The following is a 20,826-nucleotide window of genomic DNA, read 5'->3' as shown; positions in this document are numbered from 1 at the left end:
AAAATACGGTATTGTAACCACATCCCGAGCTATGAGTTAAAGCAATGACTAAACACCACCCTAAACGCATACTTTTAGTCGATGACCATGCACTGTTCCGTAGCTCGTTAACCATGCTTTTAGAGCACGCACTGAATTATAACGTCGTGAAAACCTGTGACTCCCTGAGTGCCGTTAAAGATGACGTCGATACTTATAAGCCAGACATAGTATTAATGGATTACCACATGCCCAGTGGTGACTCACTTGCCGTAGGGCAACTACTTAAGCAGCGCAACCCCGATTTAAAATTGGTTTATCTAACCGGCACACAGTCTGGAGCCGTCTTAAACCAACTTGTACAAAGTAAGGCTGATGGCGTGCTTCATAAAGAAATCAGCCCTGAAGAGCTGTCAAATGCGCTAAAGCTAATACTATCGGGCAAAAGAGCCATTTCACAACATATTCAAGACAAGCTCCCCCCAGACAACTCACGCTTTACCGAAAGAGAATTCCAGCTTTTTCGATTACTAGTGCAAGGAGCCGCAACTAAAGAGATCGCTGAAAACCTTAACATATCCCCCCGAACAGCAGAAAAACACCGGGAAAATCTCTTCAAAAAAGCCAACGTTCGAAATATTGCGCAACTTATAGAACTTGGTTACAAGTGGCAAATACTAGATATAGAAGCAGGCGCCTAGCCAGGACACATAATCAGGAAAACATCAGGCGAAAAAAAACCCAGTAGCTGCCTACCGGGTTTTTAAAGAGCTCGCACTAAAAACTACGCGGCATCTTCAGGTAACACATCAAGAGACTCTGCTTCTTGTTCAGCTTCACGAGCGGCTCTTTTCAAGCCATCTTCACGCGCTTTTTCAGACTCAACATAGCGTAAAAGGTCACTGGCATACTTACCAAATCGATCATCCTTTCGCGCCTTTTTCAAACTCTTAATCGCTGAACCAAAGCGCTTCAACTGCATCTCAGCATTACCTTTATAAAAATGCGGTTCGCCGGGATACTTGAGCCCTCCCTTTTTGAGTGCTTGATTGGCGGCATCTATAGATTTTTTATAATCCTCAGCGTCAAGATAAATAGCCGATAATTGCGCGTACAGTTTGCCATCTTTAGCTTTCTTAGCCGCTTCCGCCATCACAGGAATAGATTCTTTAATCTCCTGAGACTGGCGTAATGCAGCACCCAAATATTCTAGGTTTTTGGCATTGCGCGGCAAAGTACCTTTCTTAAGATGCGCTTTAAGTACTTTAGCTGCAAGGTAAGGCGCTTCAGCTGATTGATACAATGAGGCTAAGTTTCGAACCTGAGATGCCTTATCTATAGCACCCAAAACATTCAGCGCATCCAATAGGCCGCGTTGCTTTTTCTCACTACCAATTAAGCCATATAAACCCGCCAACTGAGAGATATTCTTAGGCTTTGGATAATTAACAGCGATTTTTTCAGCAACAAGAGTAGCCGTTTTAAAAGCTTCTTTATCGACATAAAGTGCCATCTCTAGGCGGTACCAACTTTCCTTCGGCACAGAACCTTTCTCTTCAACTTTTTTCACAGCTTTACTAGCAAAACTTAATGCAGACTTTTTATCATCCATTTGATAGTAAATCTGCGCCAACATGTAGTAATAATCAGTTGGGATAATCCGAGGACAAGTTTTTTCCCATTGATTAAACGACGCCATAGCGCCCTTATAGTCTTCTAGCGAAGCTTTTAATTGCGCAGTAGTAAACAAGCTTTGCTGCTCAAGCGACAAGGGGATATTTGGCGACAATCCAACCATTTTTTCATAATACGAAATGGCGCCTTTAGTATTCTCTAGAGAATAATTGACATATGCAGCACGATTATACAGTTGCGCTTGCTCGTAAGGATTACAGTCATCGCAACGATTTACAATCTTTTGTAGTCGTTTCCACCCTTCTTTGAAATTTGGCTCAGGGACTACACCCGTTGCAGGGTCTTCCTCTGGGCTGATCATCTCATCCACAGGCGCTAATTTTTTAAATAACTTCTGACCTAACGCCGGTAAACGACGGGGCTTTACAGGCTCAGTTCCGCATCCCGGAAAAGACTCCGCAAAACTCACAGAAGGCACAATAACCGCACCGCCTGCAAATAATGCAGAAGACAAAGCGCTGCACAATAGCGTGCGGTTCAAGGTTTTTTTCAAACGCATAGTATTCACCTAATTACCTCACCCTACTTTTGCATTTCAAAAATGAAACGGTTCTGAACGCCAGGAACACTGATCGCCGTACCATCTACAACGCGCGGCTTATATTTGAATTTGCCGGCAGCCTTAATTGAAGAGCGTACAAATACCTTTTCAGGGCAGTCAACAGCGACGTGGTCAGCTGTAGTCCCGATTTCAGTCACTGTATATCCAATGGTGCAATAGCCCTCAATACCTCGGCTTAATGCGCGCGAAGGGTATTGTGCAGCAATCTTAGTAATTGGAATCATCTCTCCATCGCCACCAAACCCACCAGGGCCAGCAACTTTTGGCTTATCAATTTTAGGGCCAACGATATTAATACCTTCGTTAGATGTTTCCGGAACATCAAAATCCATTTCAGGCATTTCGGGTGGCGGCTCATCCACTTCATCGGGGCGATCGGGCTTGCTGGTATCATATTCAGTCATTATTTCGCGATCAGGCATTACCATGTCAGGAATCTTGTACTGCTTTACTTCACCAGGCGCCTGGATATTTGTTTGAATCAGAACGTGCATTAACAGGACTAGAGCAGCAGTTACAACCGCCGCTAATGCACCTGAAAATATGAATCTCACCATACTCATGGGCTTAGTCCTTATTGCTTATTAGTTGCTATAGAGATATCAGCCACGCCGACTTCGCGGGCTTTTTGCGCCACGATGTTGAGCATTTTAATAGTTGATTTACTATCAGCTTGAATCACAACAGGGCTCTTGGGGTTTTCAGCAATCAATAACTCGATCTGATCTTTTACCAAAGCCTCATCAATTTCATTCTTATCAATCCATATTTTGTCGTCGTTATCAACGGCGATAAGGATCTTAGAATTTTTATAATCGGATGTTGTGGCGTCTGGACGCTCAATTTCAACACCCGGCTCTTTAATAAAGGTCGCCGTCACGATAAAGAAAATCAACATGATAAAAACCACGTCTAGCATTGGCGTTAAATCAATGGCGCCGGCTTCTTCATCGGTAGCGGAATTTTGTCTGCTCATGGCTACTCTCTTTTATATCGGCCTATTAAACCGGCCGAGTTACCTCGGCCGCTATTACGGCTCAGATCAATACAGTCGGGATCAATGATCCATTGTCATGTGATCTTCAAGCAGTTGGCTTTCGCGGTTGGCTATTTGGTTAACAATGGTACTTCCAAATACACCAGAAATCGCCGCCACCATACCAGCCATAGTGGGAATAGTTGCTTGTTTTACCCCGCCGGCCATGGATTTAGCATCCGCACCGCCAGAGGTCGCAAGAACATTAAAGACTTCGATCATACCCACAACCGTACCTAACAAACCAAACAAAGGACACAACGCAACCAAGGTGCCAATAACATCTAAGTTGAGTCGAATCTGCTCAGTTACACGCGAAATCATCGCGATACGGATTTGATGCGCATTCCAAGATTTTCTCTCGGGACGCGCATCCCAGCGCTTAACGGTACCGTTTACAGTGTTACGAAGCGTAGCCTTGTAAAACCATAAACGTTCAAAGATTAACGTCCACATGACACAAGTAACTGCCGCAATTACCATCAAGATTGGACCACCCGAATCAACGAATGTCTCGACGGTCGATAATGCTGCTATTACGTCATTCATTATGGCGTCCTCTTAGCGCTCTGATTTTTCAGCAATTAAGCCAGCACTTTGCTCTTCGAGGGTATGAATGATGCGCTTAGCTTTACCACTCAAGATGGTGTGGAGGAATACCGTAGGGATCGCAACCACAAGGCCTAGAACCGTTGTTACCAAGGCTCCAGAAATACCGCCAGCCATTAACTTAGGATCACCTGCACCAAAGTCTGTAATCGCCTGGAAGGTTTGAATCATACCTACTACTGTACCCAGCAGTCCCATCAACGGCGCTACCATGGATACAATCTTCACCATGTTTAAGCCACTTTCAATACTCGGGCGCTCTTTAAGCACGGCTTCTTCTAGTTTCAACTCTAGAGATTCACCATCAATACCTGGGTTGTCCTCAGCAATTTTGAGTACTCGGCCCAGTGGATTGTTGGTTTTAGCTTTCTTGGCTTTTAACTGCCCGCTAACTTTAGCGCCAATTAAAGTCAAAGAAATCAACTTCCAGATGCTTAACAGAAAGCCAACACCGCCAAGACCAAACAGAATAATCTTACCGACTAATCCACCTTGCTCGATTCGTTGCTCAAGGTCAGGACGGTCGATCATGATTTGCATGATTTGGCCACCCAAAGGCAATGTAGGATCCACAGAGGCAGCAACTAATCCGCCAGATGCAGACTGAACCACGTCTGGATCAGCTAGCTCACCAGGTTGACGAGGTGGTACGGTGATGCCGCCTTTTTCGAAGAACAAATACTCTCCGTTAGACAAAACACCGTAGTTACCAATACGCACAACTTCACGCTGGCCTGCAGTACCCGCTGCATCAGATACTGTTGTTGTAAACTTAACAACTTTACCGGCTTGTACTGTTTCAAACTGAATTTCGTAGAAAAGTTTTTCTATTTCAGCAACGGTAGGCAGCTTAGTTTCACTGTTCATTTTCTCGATAAGATCAAGAGCAAACTGCTGACGACCCGGAAACTGAACACTAACCAATGAATTACCAAGACCTGCACGGTAATCATCGGCCGCTGAACTTAAGTGACCAAAAAGTTCTTTTAGCGCACCAAGGCTCTCATCCAGCTGCTCACGCTTAGCTTTAATATCAAGATCTTGCGCTGTGTAACTAGCCTCTAGCTCAGCAGAACGCTTCTCTTCGGCAACACGTGTTGCTTTAGCTTGCGCCAGAAGATTTGAACGATTGTTCTTTTGAGACAAGAATTCTGATTCACGCTGCTTGTGCTCACGTGTCTCAGAAACTTTGCTGTTTTTCATCATTTGCAAAAGTTGATCAAGCGAAGTAGCTTTTTCGTCTTGCGCAAAAGAGACAGTACTCATTGCACAAAAAGCACCACCAGCCACTACGGCCATTATGTGTTTGTAGAGCGATTTCATTGTGCAGCCTCCGGAGCGTGAACTGGCAAGGCAAGAATACCGTTAGATACTTTCTTCTGAGCCATACGTATACCGGTATACACGGTATCAGCGTACTCATCAGCCGGTAAGGCTGCCCATTTATTCAATCCGCGATCCCATGCAGCAGTTACAGAACGATCCGCTGTTTGGAACATAAGAGAGACACGACCAACAGCAAGAATACTGCCGTCTAACTCTTGTCCATCAAGAGTGATGCTTTCAGGGTAGCTGTCCACTTTACGCGCATATTCAGCTTCAATATTGTAGAGCGCAACCACTTGGCGGAATTTTTCAGCGACAGTAATCTTCGCGCTATCCAAGTTCGCTCGCTGCTTCACGATGCGCTCTAAACGTAATTCTTTTTTGTAAGGTGCGTCTAACTCAACAAACTGTTCCATCGCATCTAACATGCGAATTATCAGCGGCGGTACTTCGCGCTGAATAACAGTAACGTTGGCAATGGCATCATCCAACTCGGCTAGTGCAGCACGCTGCGCATCGAGTTGCTTTTCCATTTGCTTGTTATATACACGCAAACCTTCAATTTGTTTGTTCTCTTGCTTGAATTGAACAATCAGGTCGCTGGTTTGGTCTTGTAACTTGTTAATTCGGACTTGTGATACACGAGCGGCATCAACTTTTGACTGTCCAACTGACAAAATACTATTTAAAGTTTGATCTGCCTGTGCGGCGCCAGCCAGAAGCGCTCCGGCTGAAATCACTGTGGACAGGGCCACAGCTTTCATTCGCTGCTTTTTCATATTCCCCCCAATCGGGCGCATGCATGATTTGAAATGTTGCTACAGAGCTTACCTGCTTATTTTAGAAATAAGACAGGCAAATTTCCACTGAGCTGAAAATCGTGAAGTCGACTTGGCAACAACTAAGCGTCGAGCATTTTAAAAGGAGGTAAGAGCTTTATTCAACGGGTTTATGGCTTGTCTCGCAAGCCCGTGCAATATATTAACCTTTGGTAACACTTTAAAACCAAAGGGTAACACTTTAGTAACAACCCCGAAGCAAAAATATCCGACACCACCGCAACGTATGCACTGACAGCTTATTTTTTATCCCAGCATTCAAAAGTATAGTCGTACGGATTACTTTCATTGGATTTATATTGAACTTTCGAAATACACGTCCAATCGTCGCCATTGTACTCGGGGAAAAAGGCATCCCCATCAACCACAGCATCAACGCGCGTTAAATACATGCGCGACACCATCGGCAACATTGCCCCGTAGATTTGCGCCCCACCAATGCATATAATTTCATCAGCATTCATGGTCACCGCCGCCTTTTGAGCAGCATCCAAGGCCAGCTGCAAACCTGTAACGGCGGTAACGCCCTTAGCGGACCAGCTGTCACTACGTGTTATCACGATATTTTGACGCCCCGGTAAGGGCCGACCAATCGAATCATAAGTTTTGCGCCCCATAATAATGGGCTTCGCCGTTGTCGTTTTTTTGAAATGTTTTAAATCTTCCGGTAAGTGCCAAGGCAAGGCATTGTCTTGACCTATGCAACGGTTACTCGCCATCGCTACCATCAGTGCAATAGGAACCATAACTTCTCTCCTGTTATACCGCTATAGGTGCAGATATGGGCGGATGACACTCGTAATTCTGGAGCTCAAAGTCATCAAAAGTGAATGCAAAAATGTCCTTAACCGCAGGATTTATCTGCATAGCAGGCAAGGGGAATGGCTCTCGAGTCAATTGAAGATCCACCTGTTCCAAATGATTTGAGTACAGATGCGCATCACCAAATGTATGAATAAAATCACCAACAGCTAAATTTGTCACCTGTGCAACCATCATCGTCAGTAACGCATAAGAAGCGATATTAAAGGGGACTCCCAATAAAATATCGGCACTACGCTGATACAGCTGGCAGGATAGCTTTCCATCCAACACATAGAACTGAAACAAGGTATGGCATGGAGGGAGTGCCATACGGCCCTCAGCTGCATTATCGCTAGGTTTTCGTCCCTCATCAGGCAAGAATGTTGGATTCCAAGCCGACACAATGAGACGCCTGGAATCAGGCTTAGTTTTAATTTGCTCAATGACGTCAGCAATTTGATCGATAGCGCCGCCATCGACCGTAGGCCAACTACGCCATTGTGCGCCATAAACCGGCCCCAAATCACCGTTATCGTCAGCCCATTCATCCCAGATCCGGACGCCATTTTCTTTCAGATAAGCAATGTTTGTATCACCGCGTAAGAACCACAAAAGCTCGTGAATAATAGATCGTAAATGACATTTTTTGGTTGTAACTAACGGAAAACCTTTAGCCAAATCAAAGCGCATTTGGTAACCAAATACACTTTTGGTTCCAGTACCCGTTCGATCGGATTTAACCACGCCAGTATCGCGGACGTGGCGCATCAGTTCTAAATATTGCTGCATGACCTACCCCTTCTTAGCCTTTGCTTCAGGCTTTTTCTCAGCCTCTAACTCTTTTCCTGGACCGTAGTTTTGCCGCTTCATCGCCCAAATAAATACGCCCCCGCCAATTAATAGCATGGGTACGCATAAAATCTGACCTCGCGTCATCCAGCCAAACAATAAGAACGTTATATGGGAATCAGGCTGACGAACAAACTCAACGCCAAAACGAACGCAGCCGTACAAAAACACAAATAAGGCGCTTACGGCAGCACGGGGGCGAGGTTTTTGAGAGAACCAAAATAGAATCGTAAACAAGACCGCGCCTTCAAAAAACATTTGATACAGCTGGGAAGGGTGACGCGCAAGTTGCTCAGGATCCTTTGGAAAGACCATGGCCCAGGGTAAATCAGTGGCGCGTCCATAAAGCTCACCGCCGATAAAGTTGCCCATACGCCCCAAGCCTAGTGCTATCGGCACAAAGGGCGCAAAAAAATCGATAACATCGAAAAAGTTTTGATTCACTTTACGACAATACAACAATGTTGCAGTAATAACCCCTAAGAGACCACCGTGAAAAGACATTCCGCCATCCCATACGCGAATAATCATGGCTGGGTCAGCCACAAATTCAGTAAAGTGATAGAGCAAGACATAGCCAACGCGAGCGCCTAACACCACCCCCATAGCCACGTAAAATAACAAGTCATCCATTTGCCGCGCATGCACCACATAATGAGCCTTGCGCGAACGGTACATACCCAGGCCCCAGCAAGCAGCAAAGCCAAACAGGTACATCAAGCCATACCAATGCACTTGCAGAGGCCCAAAGGTACTGCCAAAGACCGTGAGTGACTCAAATACAGTGAAGGCCACCGGATCAAATTCTGGATAAGTGAGCATAAAGCATCCTTAAGAGGGTCAAGTTTCAGTCAAGAAAACGCGCGCGATCAAACACGGCAGGAATAATGATAGGCACGTAAAGGTGAGGCATCATAGAGGATAAGGCATCGATAAAAAAGTTAGTACCTCCCAGCATTTAAAGCGGCAGGCTAACGCACGATAGGAATTACCGGCTTAAGCATACGACTCAAACCCGCTTCTTTGAAAGCCGCTGCCATTGTGGCGTAAACTGACTCAGTATCCGGTAACGCCAGTACTGTCGTCATTAGCTCTTTGGCATCCGTTAGGCTAACGCTCCGAATCACCGACTTCACTTTTAATAAGTTGGTTGCGCTCATCGATAGCACATCAAAACCCATCGCCATTAAAAGTAACGCTGCCGTAGGATCTCCAGCCAATTCACCACAAATACTGACAGGTTTACCTTGGCAGTGAGAAGCATCAACCACATCTTTCAGCGCGCGTAACACTGCAGGGTGCAGCGAGCGATACAAATCGGCCACGCGGGTATTGTTACGATCAACCGCTAAAATGTATTGGGTTAAATCGTTACTTCCTACCGACAAGAAATCACTGCGTGCCGCCAACTCCCGAGCCTGATAAACCGCAGAAGGCACTTCTATCATTACCCCAATCGGCGGCATAGCAATCTTATGCCCCTCAGCTATCAATTCTTCATAAGCGCGTACAATGAGCATTTGCGCAATTTCTAGCTCGGGTATCGCCGATATCATTGGCAATAAAATGCGGAGGTTATCCAAGCCTTCGCTGGCCTTGAGCATAGCGCGTACTTGCACCAAGAAAATTTCTGGATGATCAAGCGTTACCCGAATACCACGCCAACCCAAAAAGGGGTTTTCCTCCTCAATAGGGAAATAAGGCAAAGCCTTATCGCCCCCAATATCGAGCGTACGCATGGTGACAGGGTGAGGAAAGAACGCCTCTAATTGCTCCCGATAGACTTGGCGCTGCTCCTCCTCGGTCGGAAAGCGATCGCGCAACATAAACGGAATTTCAGTACGATATAGCCCCACGCCCTCGGCGCCACGCTCCAACGAAAGCATCGCGTCGGCCACCAAGCCAGTATTTACCCACAGCTCAAGTTTGTGGCCATCAGTTGTCTCACAAGCTTCATCCTTAAGGCCTTCCAACATTCGCACAACTTGTAAATCTTCATCGACGATGTCCTGATAGTGATGCAGCAAGTTGCGTGAGGGGTCACTAAAGACACTTCCGTGATAACCATCGACAACCATTTCACGGCCATCCAGTTTGGTAAACGGTAAATCAACCGCCCCCATAACCGTAGGAATACCAATAGAGCGCGCAAGAATAGCGACATGCGAGTTACTCGAACCACGTACCGAAACAACACCGGCGAGACGGCCCTCTGGTACTTCCGCCAGCATTGACGCCGTCAGTTCTTCGCCAATCAATATGGTGTTTTCGGGGAAAACACGCTCCTCTTGATTACTTTGCTGCAGCTCAGCTAACACGCGCGAGCCCAAATCTTTTACATCGCTTGCTCGCTCACGAAGATAGGGATCACTCATGCTTTGGAAGTTAGTAATGTGCTCGAGAATGACCTCACTCCAAGCATATTGCGCACTCACACCCTCGCGAATCCGCTCCATCACTTCACCGCCCATTGAAGCATCATCCAGCATGCCTACGTAGGCATCAAATAGCTGGCGCTCCTCTTTGTTGACACGATTGCCCAGCTCATCGCCCAATTTGCGTACATCTTCACGCACACGAGTGAGCGACTCTAAAAAGAAAGTCACCTCAAGCTCTGGGTTATCACATTTTCGATAAGGTACTGCACGTAAGTCTGCGGGGGGCGAGGTAACAACCGCACGACCAATAGCCACGCCAGGTGCGCCAGGTATTCCAGAGAACTTAGCTTCTGTCGGTAAGCGGTCTGAATGAATATCGACTAACGCGCCAGTGGCCTCGGCATGTGCAATAACTCCAGCAAGCTGCGCAGACATTGTCACCAGGAAGGCTTCTTCGCCTTCATCAAAAGTACGCCCCTTGATTTGCTGCACGACCAATACGCCCATCACTTTACGGTGATGAATAATAGGAACACCAAGAAAGGCGCTATATCGCTCCTCTCCCGTTTCGGGGAAGTATTCATACTTAGGGTGCGTTTCGGCCTGATCAAGATTGACAGGCTCTTCGCGCGAAGCAACAAGCCCGACCAAGCCGTGCCCACGAGAGAGAATAACGTGCCCAACCGCTTCAGGGTTTAGGCCTTCAGTCTCCATCAAAACATACTTATTTTGTCGGTCACGAAGGTAGATTGAGCAAACCTCAGTCTCCATCGTCTTTTTGACACGCTGGACGATAATGCGCAATACCGCGGGTAAATCTCTCGCAGAATTAACTTCTTGAACGATGCTCCGCAGGGATTTCAGCATCAAGCGAGCCTCTCCCGCCAGCGGCTATCTTCGTAGTTAGCATGCGCTGGAGCTAGCTCCCGCATTGCACGACGGTACACGTCACGCTTAAAGTTGACCACACGGTTGAGCGGATACCAATAACTAACCCACTCCCAAGTATCAAATTCAGGATGGCCATCACCACTAAGGTCAATGACACCGTCATCACCTTTGTACTCTAACAAAAACCATTTTTGTTTTTGTCCAATACACACTGGCTGCTGCTGACGCACAAAACGTTTGGGCAGCCGGTAACGCAGCCAGCCGCGGGTTACGTCAACCACAGAGACTTGCTCAGCGGTTAAACCCACCTCTTCTTTCAATTCACGGTATAGCGCCTGCTCGGGTGTTTCATCAGCTTTAATGCCACCCTGCGGAAATTGCCATGCATTTTGGCCGCCAATACGCCGCGCCCAAAGCAGTTGGCCCTTAGGATTCATTAGCATTATGCCCACATTTGGGCGAAAGCCTTCGGCGTCAATCACGCGAGCCCCCTAGGTCTTGTTATAATCATTTGGCCATTGTTTCACAATATAGCTGAATACAGCAATTTTCGATTCAGCTTATATTCAGCTTTATTGCATAATGTTGCAATAGTGCATTTATTGTTCAGCAGACTACACGACACTTTATTTTAAGGAGCCCTCTTGACCCTTGCCCTGTTCGACCTCGACAACACCCTGTTAAACGGTGATAGCGATCATGCGTTTGGCGAGTTCTTGTGCCATAAAAACGTTGTTGACCGCGAACACTTTAAACGCGCCAACGACCAGTTTTACCTTGAATATCAGCAGGGTACTCTGGACATTAGCGCCTACATTAAGTTCGCTCTTAGCCCATTAACCACCCTTTCGGCGGCCAAGCGGTTTGCCCTACAAGCCGAGTTTATGACCGATGTTATAGAGCCCATGATACTGCCTAAGGGCGTAGAGCTTCTCAATAAGCATCGGCGCTTAGGTCATACCATTGTCATTATCACCGCAACAAACCGCTTCGTTACCGGCCCCATTGCTCGACGCCTAGGTGTTAGCCACTTGATTGCCACCGAGCCCGAGATCATCGATGGGCGCTATACCGGTAAACATACCGACACACCGTGTTTTCAAGAAGGAAAAATCACCTGCCTGAATATGTGGCTAAGTGAGCACAAAGCCTCATTAGTTGACAGTTATTTTTACAGTGACTCGGCTAACGACCTACCTCTGCTAAAGTTAGTCACGCACCCTGTAGCCGTAGACCCTTGCCCGCGATTAAACGACTACGCCCAAAAACACGCAATGCCCGTAATCAGTTTGCGTTAACGATAAGCTGGCCCACCACCAAGGATTGAGTATGTCATTGCCCCGCCGCCTTCAAACGTTCACGCTTACCCTATTGTGTGGCGGCACGCTGCTGAGCTGCAGCGGTGAATCCACCGAGCCAACAAACGTCCATTCAAACAAGAACCTATCATTATCCTCGCCACCATTGGTGTCACCACACAACCAAACCGTAACACTCTGGCAAAGCCAACAAGTGCACATTAATGCCGCTATTGGCAAAGCCACAACGCTAGAAAAAAGCCTGCAGCGGTTACTTGCAGAGCCAACATCAACGAACCTAGAAGCCTCGAACCGGCAATGGCTAATAACAGCCGAAGCGATAGAAGGGTTCGCCCTAATCGGCCCGCTGGGTCGCGAGGCGCAAAGCACCGCCTGGCAAGCGATTAATCAGACTTTCGATTTCATTACAGTCTGGCCAGCCCAACTCGGCTATCTCGATAAAAATGTATTGCACGGTAAAACCGGGCTTATTTACGATATCGATACGCCTATCACCCCCGAAAACCTAAGACATCAGCATGGCTTAACCCATCCACAAGACGCCAGCTTAGGCATATACCCAATAGGCTTGATATTACGAGCAACCAGCGATGACTTTACTGAATCGACTGCGCTCAACGAAAGCGAACGCATGATGGGCTTTACCTCCATACAAGAGCTGGCCAATAACCGACGCCGCCAACTCATTCAACTGCAAGCTCAGCTATTGGTCTCCGATCTCAAAGACCTACACACTGCATGGGCGCGCAGAGACCGAAACTCAGCCCTTAACGCCGCCAGTCAGCCTGCTATAGAACAGCAACAAAAGCACCATATAAAAGCGGGCCTTAATTTGCTCACACAGCAATTACTCGAGTTAAAAAGTACGCCGTACACCGTCGATACCTTGCAAGAAGCCCAATGGAGCCTCGAATACAGAAACAGGCGCTGGAATACACAACTACAACAACTCGGGCAGTGGCTATCATTGCAGGGAATTGACTACCTAGCAGAGCCTATTGTGCAACTGCGACAATCCCTAGAAGCGCAATTTACAACACTCAACACCGCTGATGAAGAGGCAAGTAATAGCGCATTACGCCCTGCCGATAAAGAGATGGAAGCCCAGTTAGCAGCAATGGTCTTGGCGCTGAAAAAAACTCTCGAAAATCGTCCACAACCGTAATCAGGCGCCACTATTTCACCACACAATGAAATCTGTGAGCTACCCTTAAAGGAACATGCTGCACTTTGGCAGCTCCCTTTAACCTAAAAACCGTAGTTGAGAGTCAAATAGATGCGTATTCCCTTGGTGTGCATGGCGTGTAGTAAAAATGTGTAGTCACCTTATTGGTGATGAATCATTTTTACCGCACGTTAGGTGCGCTAAGGGGATGCGTAGACTTTGATGGTTTAACTGCGGTTTCTAGGTTTAACGCACCATACATGTCGACGATTTTTTCATGAGCCAAGAACTGACTCCAGAGCAAATTAAACACATCCTGCAAGGCATTGCGATACCACCTCAGCCTCAGGTGATGGTCGACTTGCAGATGGAACAATGCTCACCAAAATGTACTGCAGAGTCCATTGCGACATTGATCAGTCAAGATGTGGGCCTATCTGGTGCAATACTCAAAACCGTCAATTCACCTTTTTTCAAGCTGACCAACAAGATCACCTCAATTACTCAAGCCGTTGCCCTACTGGGCATCAATAGCGTGGTCAACTTGGTCAATGCACAATCCATTAAAGGTGCATTATCCGATGAAGAGATCATTGCGCTTGGGGCATTCTGGGATACCGCCATGGAAGTCGCCATGACAGCGGCGGTAGTGGCAAAACAAGTCGGTTACAACAGCCCTGATGAGGCCTATACATTAGGGTTAGTCCATAACTGCGGCATACCACTGCTAGCCAGTAAATTTGATAACTACGCCATGGTGCTTCAAGAGGCCTATCATCGCGAAGGCTCACTGATTACCGATACCGAAAACGAGCTTATCAATACCAACCACGCCGTTGTGGGTTATTACGTCAGTCGAAGCTGGAACTTGCCACCTTATATTTCAGAAGCGATTCACGAACATCATCATGTCACCCAAGAGTTCATGGAAAACTCCAGCAACAGCCAGATCAAAACGCTGCTTTCTATTTTAAAAATGGCAGAACACATTAGCGGCCTGCATAGAACTTTAGGTGGCTGTGCCGTCGATCACGAGTGGGAGCAAGTCAAAGAGGCTATTTTGATTCATATCGGCTTATCCGATTATGATTACGAAGGCATGATCGAACACATTCAAGAGCTTGGGCTAGGAGGTCAAGCTTAGCCCCCTCTACACAACCCCAGCTCAGCCGTCACCGAACAGATAACACTAAATAGCTGTAACCGGATATTAAAACGAAGAGATTTGTTCGAAGGTAGGGAATAAGGGCTTTAAGGTCGTCATTTTATGAGGCCTAAAGACACAAAAAAAGGAGTACCCAATGGGCACTCCTTTTCAGCAAAAAATCAGTCATTGCGAATAAGCTTAATCGCCGATCGCCTCTTGATAAGCTTCGGCATCCAAAGCATTATCAAGCTCTTCTAGCTCAGAAGGACGCACTTTAAAAAACCAGCCATCGTCATAAGGTGAAGCGTTAACCGTTTCCGGCGCGTCTTCCAATGCTTCATTCACGGCAATCACTTCGCCGCTCACAGGGGAGTAGATATCGCTTGCCGCTTTAACCGACTCAACAACACCCGCTTCAGAGCCTGCCGTTACTTCACTGCCAACTTCAGGCACCTCGACAAAAACGACATCACCAAGCGCCGCTTGCGCGTGATCACTAATGCCAATGGTCACAGTGCCGTCAGCTTCAACACGAGCCCATTCGTGGCTCTCTAGGTATTTCAATTCCGCGCGAACTTCGCTCATGGGATTATCCTCACAATTGATCAAAATTATTGGGCGACATTGTATGTGTTAGTGCGAGCTTAAACCAGTGGCCCAGCCCAACACGTATTACACCAGCGCTTTACCGTTGCGAACAAAGCTGGGCTTAACGACTTCAACCGGTACGCTTTTACCGCGAATAACCACCTCCGCAGCGCTTAGCTCGCCAACGGGCACACGTGCAATCGCAATCGAAACACCCAAGCTAGGCGAGAAAGTACCGCTGGTAATCACGCCGCGCACATCAGAGTGCGGCACAACTACTTCGTAGCCATCACGCAATACTCCTCGACTGCGCATCACCAAACCCACCAGTCGAAACTTAACCCCTTCGGCTTTTTCTTGGGTAATCACACGGCGGCCAATGAAGTCGCGACCGCTAGGCTCCCACGCAATCGTCCAGCCCATATTGGCGACTAAAGGCGAAGTGTCATCATTCATTTCGTGACTGTAAAGGTTCATACCAGCTTCAAGCCGTAAGGTATCGCGTGCGCCCAAACCACAAGGCTTTACGCCAGCATCCACCAACTGCTGCCAAAAACCACAGACGCTATCGGCAGGTACCATAATCTCAAAGCCATCTTCGCCGGTATAACCTGTGCGGGCCGCAAACCAGTCGCTCCGCTCGCCGCTTAAAGCAACGCCGTAAAAAATACCCAACGCATTTAAAGCCTCAGCATCGTTAGCCAAAACTTCAACCACTTTTTGGCGCGCTTGCGGCCCCTGCACCGCAACCATTGCCATCTCCGGGCGCTCGATGACTTGCACGCTATATTTTTGCGCCTGCAAGTTAATCCACGCGAGGTCTTTTTCACGCGTTGCGCAATTCACCACTAAACGGTAGCCCAGCGGCGTTAAGTACACGATTAAATCGTCAATCACACCGCCATTATCGTTGAGCATTCCGGTATATAACGCTTTACCTTGCTCGGTCAACTTAGCCACATCGTTCGCTAACAAGTAACGCAGAAACTCCTGCGCTTGCTCGCCATGCACATCCACCACCGTCATATGAGAAACATCAAACATGCCAGCATCGGTGCGCACGGCATTGTGCTCTTCGATTTGCGACCCATAGTTGACCGGCATCCACCAGCCCCCAAAATCAACCATTTTGCCACCCATCGTCGGGTGCAGCTCTGCCAGCGGCGTTTTATTTAGCATTGAGAAGTCCGTAGGAGTTGGAGTAAAGGCGGTATTGTAGCGGCATGTGCCGAACGGGTCAGCAATTGTGGCTCTTAGGGACCCAAGTAATGTTTAGCCCCAAAAAGAGAAGCCCTACTCACTTCAAATCATCAACTCAAACGCCTAGCACGCCACTTTTATGTATGCTCGAGCAAAATCGTTTAGAGCCCACCCCCATGCTGCCTTTTCGTTGCTCATCCAGCACACTTGCCTTTAGACTTTTAGCCGCGCTATCGCTTAGCGCCTGCACCGGAGGCAATGCACCGCAATCTAGCGCAAGCCTAGTATCGTCCAGCGCTGTAGCTTCAAGCCTTAGCAGTAGCGAACAAACACAAAGCTCTAGCGCGCAGGCCTTTAACTTAAATGCTGGCCCTGATATCACGGCCAGCAATAGCCAGGTCGTACAGTTATCCGCTCAAGTAAACGGAGGCAACGCGATTAGCTGGAGCCAAATTTCAGGACCAAAAGTAAGCTGGATACAACAAACTGGCACGCAAGCCGCGTTAGTCACGCCAGATGTAAACAGTATCGAAACACTGACCTTGCAAGCCGAAGCCAACGGTATTTCGGACACCCTAAACATTACCGTTAAACCCTGCAGCGCTAACACTGACATGGTGTTTGAAGAGTGCACAGCCCCTGGCTTTGGCGCTTGGGTGTCTTATGAATCGGGCGCGGCGAGCAGCCCATTTTTTCATCAGATTGGCGAAGGCGACTACCACGTGCAGTGGAAAACTGTGGATACAGGCGATGCCGAGCATCAACAAGTGATGGAAGTCACTTGGAATGCCAACGATGCAGACAATACCAAAGCCGTAAAAGGCTGGTTTGGTTTGGCTATGCCAGAACTTGCCGCCACCCAAGGCGCCAACTTAAGTGACTATGCCGATGGCGAGCTGACCTTTGATATGCGCATGGTGTACCACGAGCAACCCAGCAATGCCGCTGGGTTTATCGTAAAAATGGAATGTATTCATCCGTGCAGCAGCGCAGAAATGCCCATTACCAACAGCGCCTCATTTGATTGGCAAACACACCGTTACCCCATCAGCCAATTACGCGCTAGCGGCTTAGACATTACCCAGGTAAACCATATCTTTGTGATTCAACCTGACTGGTTCAATCAAGAGCAAAACGTAACAATTCAAATCGATAATATTAAATTATCACGCACCATCGAACGCCCACCGATAAACGAGGGCTGCATAGCCGCCGGCAATGTCAGTTATACCTTAAACCGCGAAGCCGACCCCACCACAGATCAACAAGACGCTTACCGTTTAATTACCAGCGCGATGGATGAAGCGGTTAAAAACTACAATTGTTACAGCAACCTAAGTCGCCACCTCAGCGTGCAATACAACCCAGGCGTGCAAACAGCCGATGGCAGCACCAATGGCAACATCCGCTTTGGCTCGCGCGCCTCTATGCACCACGTAACCGCCATGCACGAAATCGCCCACACCTTTGGCGCCGGCGGCTCGAATGTATTTAGAAGCTTAGTCGTTGATGGGATATTTACGGGCACGAACGCCACCGCTAAAATCAGAGAAATTACCGGCGACAATACCGAAGAAGTCCACTCCGACGGCACCCACTTCTGGCCCTATGGTTTGAACTACATTAGCGAAGGCGGCAGCCTGCAAGATTTAATAAATCATTGCTTTGTCGTTGAAGCTATTTATTCGGACTTGGTGGAGCAGTAAGACCAGCCAAAAAAGGCGCGAGGCAATAATAGCTTTCCAACTAAGGCTAAATCGACTTTCGTACCGAAGCGCTTAAAAGCGCTCACGCTTTGGTACGTAAGCTCTGAGCAGCGATGTTAAGTTTGACGAGAGCAAGCATAGTGGATGAGATATTGTTTCCTCGTACCTAAATCAAAACCTGCGCCCTAATTAGCAGCAATATATAGCAGGCCTGTTAAGGTCAACAAGAAAGCTGCAACCGTTGCAATAACGACCAACACGGGATATTGCGAAGCAAATGCATCACGCCTTTTTATTAAGGGCCACTCTACGAAGCGTACCGATAGGTAACTAATTAATACCGCAATACCAAAGGCAATTACCAATCCTGCTTCGGAGGAAATCACCTCAGGTAACTTTTTACTAATCGGGTTAGCGATATACAAACCGATCCAATGAAATAGATAAAAAGAGTAACTCATAGCGCCCAGCAAGAAAATAAAATTGCTTTTAGCCCGCGCAACCGATACACCCACAACCATTAACGCGCCCGCTAGTGCAACCAACACAGATTGACTGCTAAAACCAGAAACCAACAAAATCAAAAAGGCAGGCATACCGACAAACAAGCTAACCTTTTGAATGAACCCCCACACAGAGGGTGCCAGCTCGCGTTGCATTACAGCCGCAAACACGCCAAGACAAATTGCCGAGAAATAAGATACGCCCAACGTGAAAGGTAAGGCAATTGCCAGTACCAACATTAATATTGCCATTAATGCTCTATTGAAAAAAGCACCAACCAGTAAAGGGCATAGTAGATAAAATTGCTCCTCTACCGCAAGTGACCATGAGTGATTTATGGGCGCCACCGAGGATGACAAACCAAAGGCGTCATTCGCCCAGTTGTGCGTATATGTTAATAACGGAATTAAACGAAGCTCTAAGTCAGAAGACCATTGATCGCGAAGTAAAATCAACGCGACATAACTCATAATCAATAAGTAGTACGGCACCCAAATACGCAAGCAACGATTGAAATAAAATTTTGGTAGCGCGCTCCAAAAATGAGACTTTTGCCTCATATCCAACAGGATCCCGCCGACTAAAAATCCAGATAACGCAAAGAAAACGCGTACAGCATAGCCGCCAATAGAATCAAGGGGTTCTGGTAAAATATTGGCATGCGAAATAAAAACGGCTACGGCCAATACGGCACGCATCAAGTCAAAATAGCCATAATAAGGCTTCGCGGAAACCGTGCTATCGCAGCCGTCTTTAGCCTGTAATAGCGTAGCGCCGTCATTACTTACTTTCACAAAAAATCTCCATTATTGAACTTGGAATAATGATCAAAATGCCCCCCAAGAAGAGGCGAGCAGAGAGAACTTACATAGGGAGGCCGAAATCCCCCCCTATTAGATTAGGGGGCGAGGCAATATATAGATTGTCCAGCTAGGCGCAGTGTTCTGCTTTCTCATCAAGGTACTTTAAAGCGCCGCGCCGGGGCATGTAACGCTTTGAGTAACGAAGATGAGGAAGTAGAGAGCAAGCATTAGTGGATAATGTATTATTTCCTCGTCCCTAGGCACAGTATAAAGCTAAACACCAATAATCAGAAAATATAACCTCCACCCACTAACGCAGTCGTATATTATCCAGATAAAGCTCCCCGGCCTGCTCGGGCTTTGGTCGATAATAAATCAACGTTTTGGCAGCACCTAGGTCAACCGTCTCTTTCACATCGGCCAACGACACACACACCGTATTACTACCTGCGGTTATAGTCGTCACACGATCAAACTTTTGGCTTTTGCCGGGGAAACCGGCATCGTGTATGTGAACACCCAAACGGGTATCCCATAAATAAGGCCAATAAATCTCAGCGCATAACTCACCATAACCCTCCCAACTAACAAAAGCATGCTGCACCCCAGCACCAGGGTAAGTCGTAGTCGGAAACGTTAAAACACCAAATTCTGAGTGATTATTCGGCCACTTGGTATTTTCAGGCATATGCGGCTTGATCGTTTTGAACGCTCCTTGGTTAAAACTCAATGCCCAAGGGCAAGGGCCATCGAAGTTACAAATTATCGGGCGCTGCTTTTTAAGCAAGTAAGAGTGATACGTCACCCAAAGCGGATTAATAAATGCAAACGCCATAACTAGACTAGCCAAGCCAGCAAGGAATAAACGCTTTTGCCCCCAGGCGCAGTACAGTAACGAGCCAACAACAATGCCAATACCGTCCAAAAACACATCATAAAAACTGGCGAAGCGGCCAATAAAAGACTGCGCGACCTCAATCGCCACACCAACCCCAAGCAACCCCAGCCATAAATATTGCCAGCGCCTACTCTCCCTTACGCTACTACTCGGCAACTGAAAAAAGGCGGCCAAACCCACACTCAACAATAAAAAAAGGACCGAGTGCGCCGAGTCATTCAACGCTAACCATGTTGGCGAGAAAGCCGGCAACTTAACCAAGAGGGGCAGTGAAGCCATGACAGGTAACACGAGTAAATAAATTTTCTTGTTCGCTACCACAACATTCCTCCTCAGATTAAACACACACCAACCAACAGCACTTCCCCGTAACGTGCTTATTTGAGCACTAACCATTACCATAGCCGGCCAGATAACCGACCCCAACCGCAACCATGACAACACCCATTCATCACACCCAGGCCAAAAGTTTTTTGACTCGTGTATTAGCATGGTATGCCAAGCACGGTCGCAAACACCTGCCGTGTT

20 protein-coding genes are annotated in these 20,826 nt (G+C 47.3%); 5 read left to right on the top strand and 15 right to left on the bottom strand.

Annotated elements, in window-relative coordinates; translation table 11 throughout:
- Positions 1 to 44: 44 nt before the first annotated feature.
- On the top strand, positions 45 to 680 hold the full coding sequence (locus AC3A8L_RS02255; RefSeq protein ID WP_487960596.1) for a response regulator transcription factor: 636 nt from the start codon (positions 45 to 47) through the stop codon (positions 678 to 680).
- A gap of 83 nt (positions 681 to 763) precedes the next feature.
- On the opposite strand, the gene AC3A8L_RS02250 is transcribed toward AC3A8L_RS02255, so the two are convergent.
- From AC3A8L_RS02250 to AC3A8L_RS02200, 11 genes are all read right to left on the bottom strand, one after another.
- Complete coding sequence (locus AC3A8L_RS02250; protein ID WP_487960595.1) at positions 764 to 2,173, bottom strand: tetratricopeptide repeat protein; 1,410 nt, start codon at positions 2,171 to 2,173, stop codon at positions 764 to 766.
- Between the two features lie 23 nt (positions 2,174 to 2,196).
- The gene (locus tag AC3A8L_RS02245; RefSeq protein ID WP_487960594.1) at positions 2,197 to 2,799 is read right to left on the bottom strand and encodes an energy transducer TonB; all 603 of its coding nucleotides are present in this window, start codon (positions 2,797 to 2,799) and stop codon (positions 2,197 to 2,199) included.
- An 11-nt stretch (positions 2,800 to 2,810) separates the two neighbouring features.
- On the bottom strand, positions 2,811 to 3,212 hold the full coding sequence (locus AC3A8L_RS02240) for an ExbD/TolR family protein (RefSeq protein WP_487960593.1): 402 nt from the start codon (positions 3,210 to 3,212) through the stop codon (positions 2,811 to 2,813).
- An 81-nt stretch (positions 3,213 to 3,293) separates the two neighbouring features.
- Positions 3,294 to 3,821: a MotA/TolQ/ExbB proton channel family protein gene (locus AC3A8L_RS02235; protein WP_487960592.1), complete on the bottom strand. Its 528-nt coding sequence runs from the start codon at positions 3,819 to 3,821 to the stop codon at positions 3,294 to 3,296.
- Positions 3,822 to 3,833: 12 nt separating this feature from the next.
- Entirely contained in the window at positions 3,834 to 5,204 is a 1,371-nt protein-coding gene (locus AC3A8L_RS02230; protein ID WP_487960591.1) for a MotA/TolQ/ExbB proton channel family protein, read from the bottom strand.
- A complete protein-coding gene (locus AC3A8L_RS02225; protein ID WP_487960590.1) occupies positions 5,201 to 5,986 on the bottom strand; it encodes a DUF3450 domain-containing protein in 786 nt (261 codons plus the stop codon). The genes AC3A8L_RS02230 and AC3A8L_RS02225 overlap by 4 nt, the downstream gene beginning before the upstream one ends.
- Positions 5,987 to 6,285: 299 nt before the next feature.
- A complete protein-coding gene (locus AC3A8L_RS02220) occupies positions 6,286 to 6,792 on the bottom strand; it encodes a dihydrofolate reductase (protein ID WP_487960589.1) in 507 nt (168 codons plus the stop codon).
- Between the two features lie 13 nt (positions 6,793 to 6,805).
- Positions 6,806 to 7,639 (bottom strand): thymidylate synthase, encoded by an 834-nt coding sequence (locus AC3A8L_RS02215; protein WP_487960588.1) that lies wholly within the window; start codon positions 7,637 to 7,639, stop codon positions 6,806 to 6,808.
- A gap of 3 nt (positions 7,640 to 7,642) precedes the next feature.
- Positions 7,643 to 8,521, bottom strand: a complete 879-nt coding sequence (gene lgt, locus AC3A8L_RS02210; protein ID WP_487960587.1) for a prolipoprotein diacylglyceryl transferase — start codon at positions 8,519 to 8,521, stop codon at positions 7,643 to 7,645.
- A gap of 149 nt (positions 8,522 to 8,670) precedes the next feature.
- A complete protein-coding gene (gene ptsP, locus AC3A8L_RS02205) occupies positions 8,671 to 10,944 on the bottom strand; it encodes a phosphoenolpyruvate--protein phosphotransferase (protein ID WP_487960586.1) in 2,274 nt (757 codons plus the stop codon).
- Positions 10,944 to 11,450 carry an RNA pyrophosphohydrolase gene (locus AC3A8L_RS02200; RefSeq protein WP_487960585.1) on the bottom strand — a complete coding sequence of 169 codons (507 nt, stop codon included), beginning with the start codon at positions 11,448 to 11,450 and terminating at the stop codon, positions 10,944 to 10,946. The genes ptsP and AC3A8L_RS02200 overlap by 1 nt, the downstream gene beginning before the upstream one ends.
- A gap of 162 nt (positions 11,451 to 11,612) precedes the next feature.
- On the opposite strand from AC3A8L_RS02200, the gene AC3A8L_RS02195 reads away from it, so the two are divergent.
- From AC3A8L_RS02195 to AC3A8L_RS02185, 3 genes are all read left to right on the top strand, one after another.
- Positions 11,613 to 12,266, top strand: coding sequence for a histidinol-phosphatase (locus AC3A8L_RS02195; RefSeq protein ID WP_487960584.1), 654 nt, complete (start codon positions 11,613 to 11,615; stop codon positions 12,264 to 12,266).
- A gap of 31 nt (positions 12,267 to 12,297) precedes the next feature.
- Positions 12,298 to 13,452, top strand: a complete 1,155-nt coding sequence (locus AC3A8L_RS02190; protein ID WP_487960583.1) for an imelysin family protein — start codon at positions 12,298 to 12,300, stop codon at positions 13,450 to 13,452.
- 277 nt (positions 13,453 to 13,729) lie between these two features.
- A complete protein-coding gene (locus tag AC3A8L_RS02185) occupies positions 13,730 to 14,596 on the top strand; it encodes an HDOD domain-containing protein (protein WP_487960582.1) in 867 nt (288 codons plus the stop codon).
- 201 nt (positions 14,597 to 14,797) lie between these two features.
- Here the strand turns inward: AC3A8L_RS02185 and gcvH are convergent, their stop codons facing one another.
- Positions 14,798 to 15,184 (bottom strand): glycine cleavage system protein GcvH, encoded by a 387-nt coding sequence (gene gcvH / locus AC3A8L_RS02180; RefSeq protein WP_487960581.1) that lies wholly within the window; start codon positions 15,182 to 15,184, stop codon positions 14,798 to 14,800.
- 87 nt (positions 15,185 to 15,271) lie between these two features.
- On the bottom strand, positions 15,272 to 16,366 hold the full coding sequence (gene gcvT, locus AC3A8L_RS02175) for a glycine cleavage system aminomethyltransferase GcvT (protein WP_487960580.1): 1,095 nt from the start codon (positions 16,364 to 16,366) through the stop codon (positions 15,272 to 15,274).
- Positions 16,367 to 16,455: 89 nt separating this feature from the next.
- Between gcvT and AC3A8L_RS02170 the strand changes: the two genes are divergently transcribed.
- Complete coding sequence (locus AC3A8L_RS02170; protein WP_487960579.1) at positions 16,456 to 18,093, top strand: putative glycoside hydrolase; 1,638 nt, start codon at positions 16,456 to 16,458, stop codon at positions 18,091 to 18,093.
- Positions 18,094 to 18,278: 185 nt separating this feature from the next.
- On the opposite strand, the gene AC3A8L_RS02165 is transcribed toward AC3A8L_RS02170, so the two are convergent.
- Together AC3A8L_RS02165 and AC3A8L_RS02160 are read right to left on the bottom strand one after the other, a co-directional pair.
- Positions 18,279 to 19,391, bottom strand: a complete 1,113-nt coding sequence (locus AC3A8L_RS02165) for an acyltransferase family protein (RefSeq protein WP_487960578.1) — start codon at positions 19,389 to 19,391, stop codon at positions 18,279 to 18,281.
- Between the two features lie 319 nt (positions 19,392 to 19,710).
- Positions 19,711 to 20,826, bottom strand: a 1,116-nt coding sequence (locus AC3A8L_RS02160) for a VanZ family protein (protein WP_487960577.1), incomplete at its 5' end; no start/stop codon positions are given.

It is taken from the genome of Marinagarivorans sp., assembly GCF_982758155.1.
The sequence above is the reverse complement of the archived record's forward strand: the minus strand, read 5'-3'. Positions and strand labels throughout refer to the sequence as shown.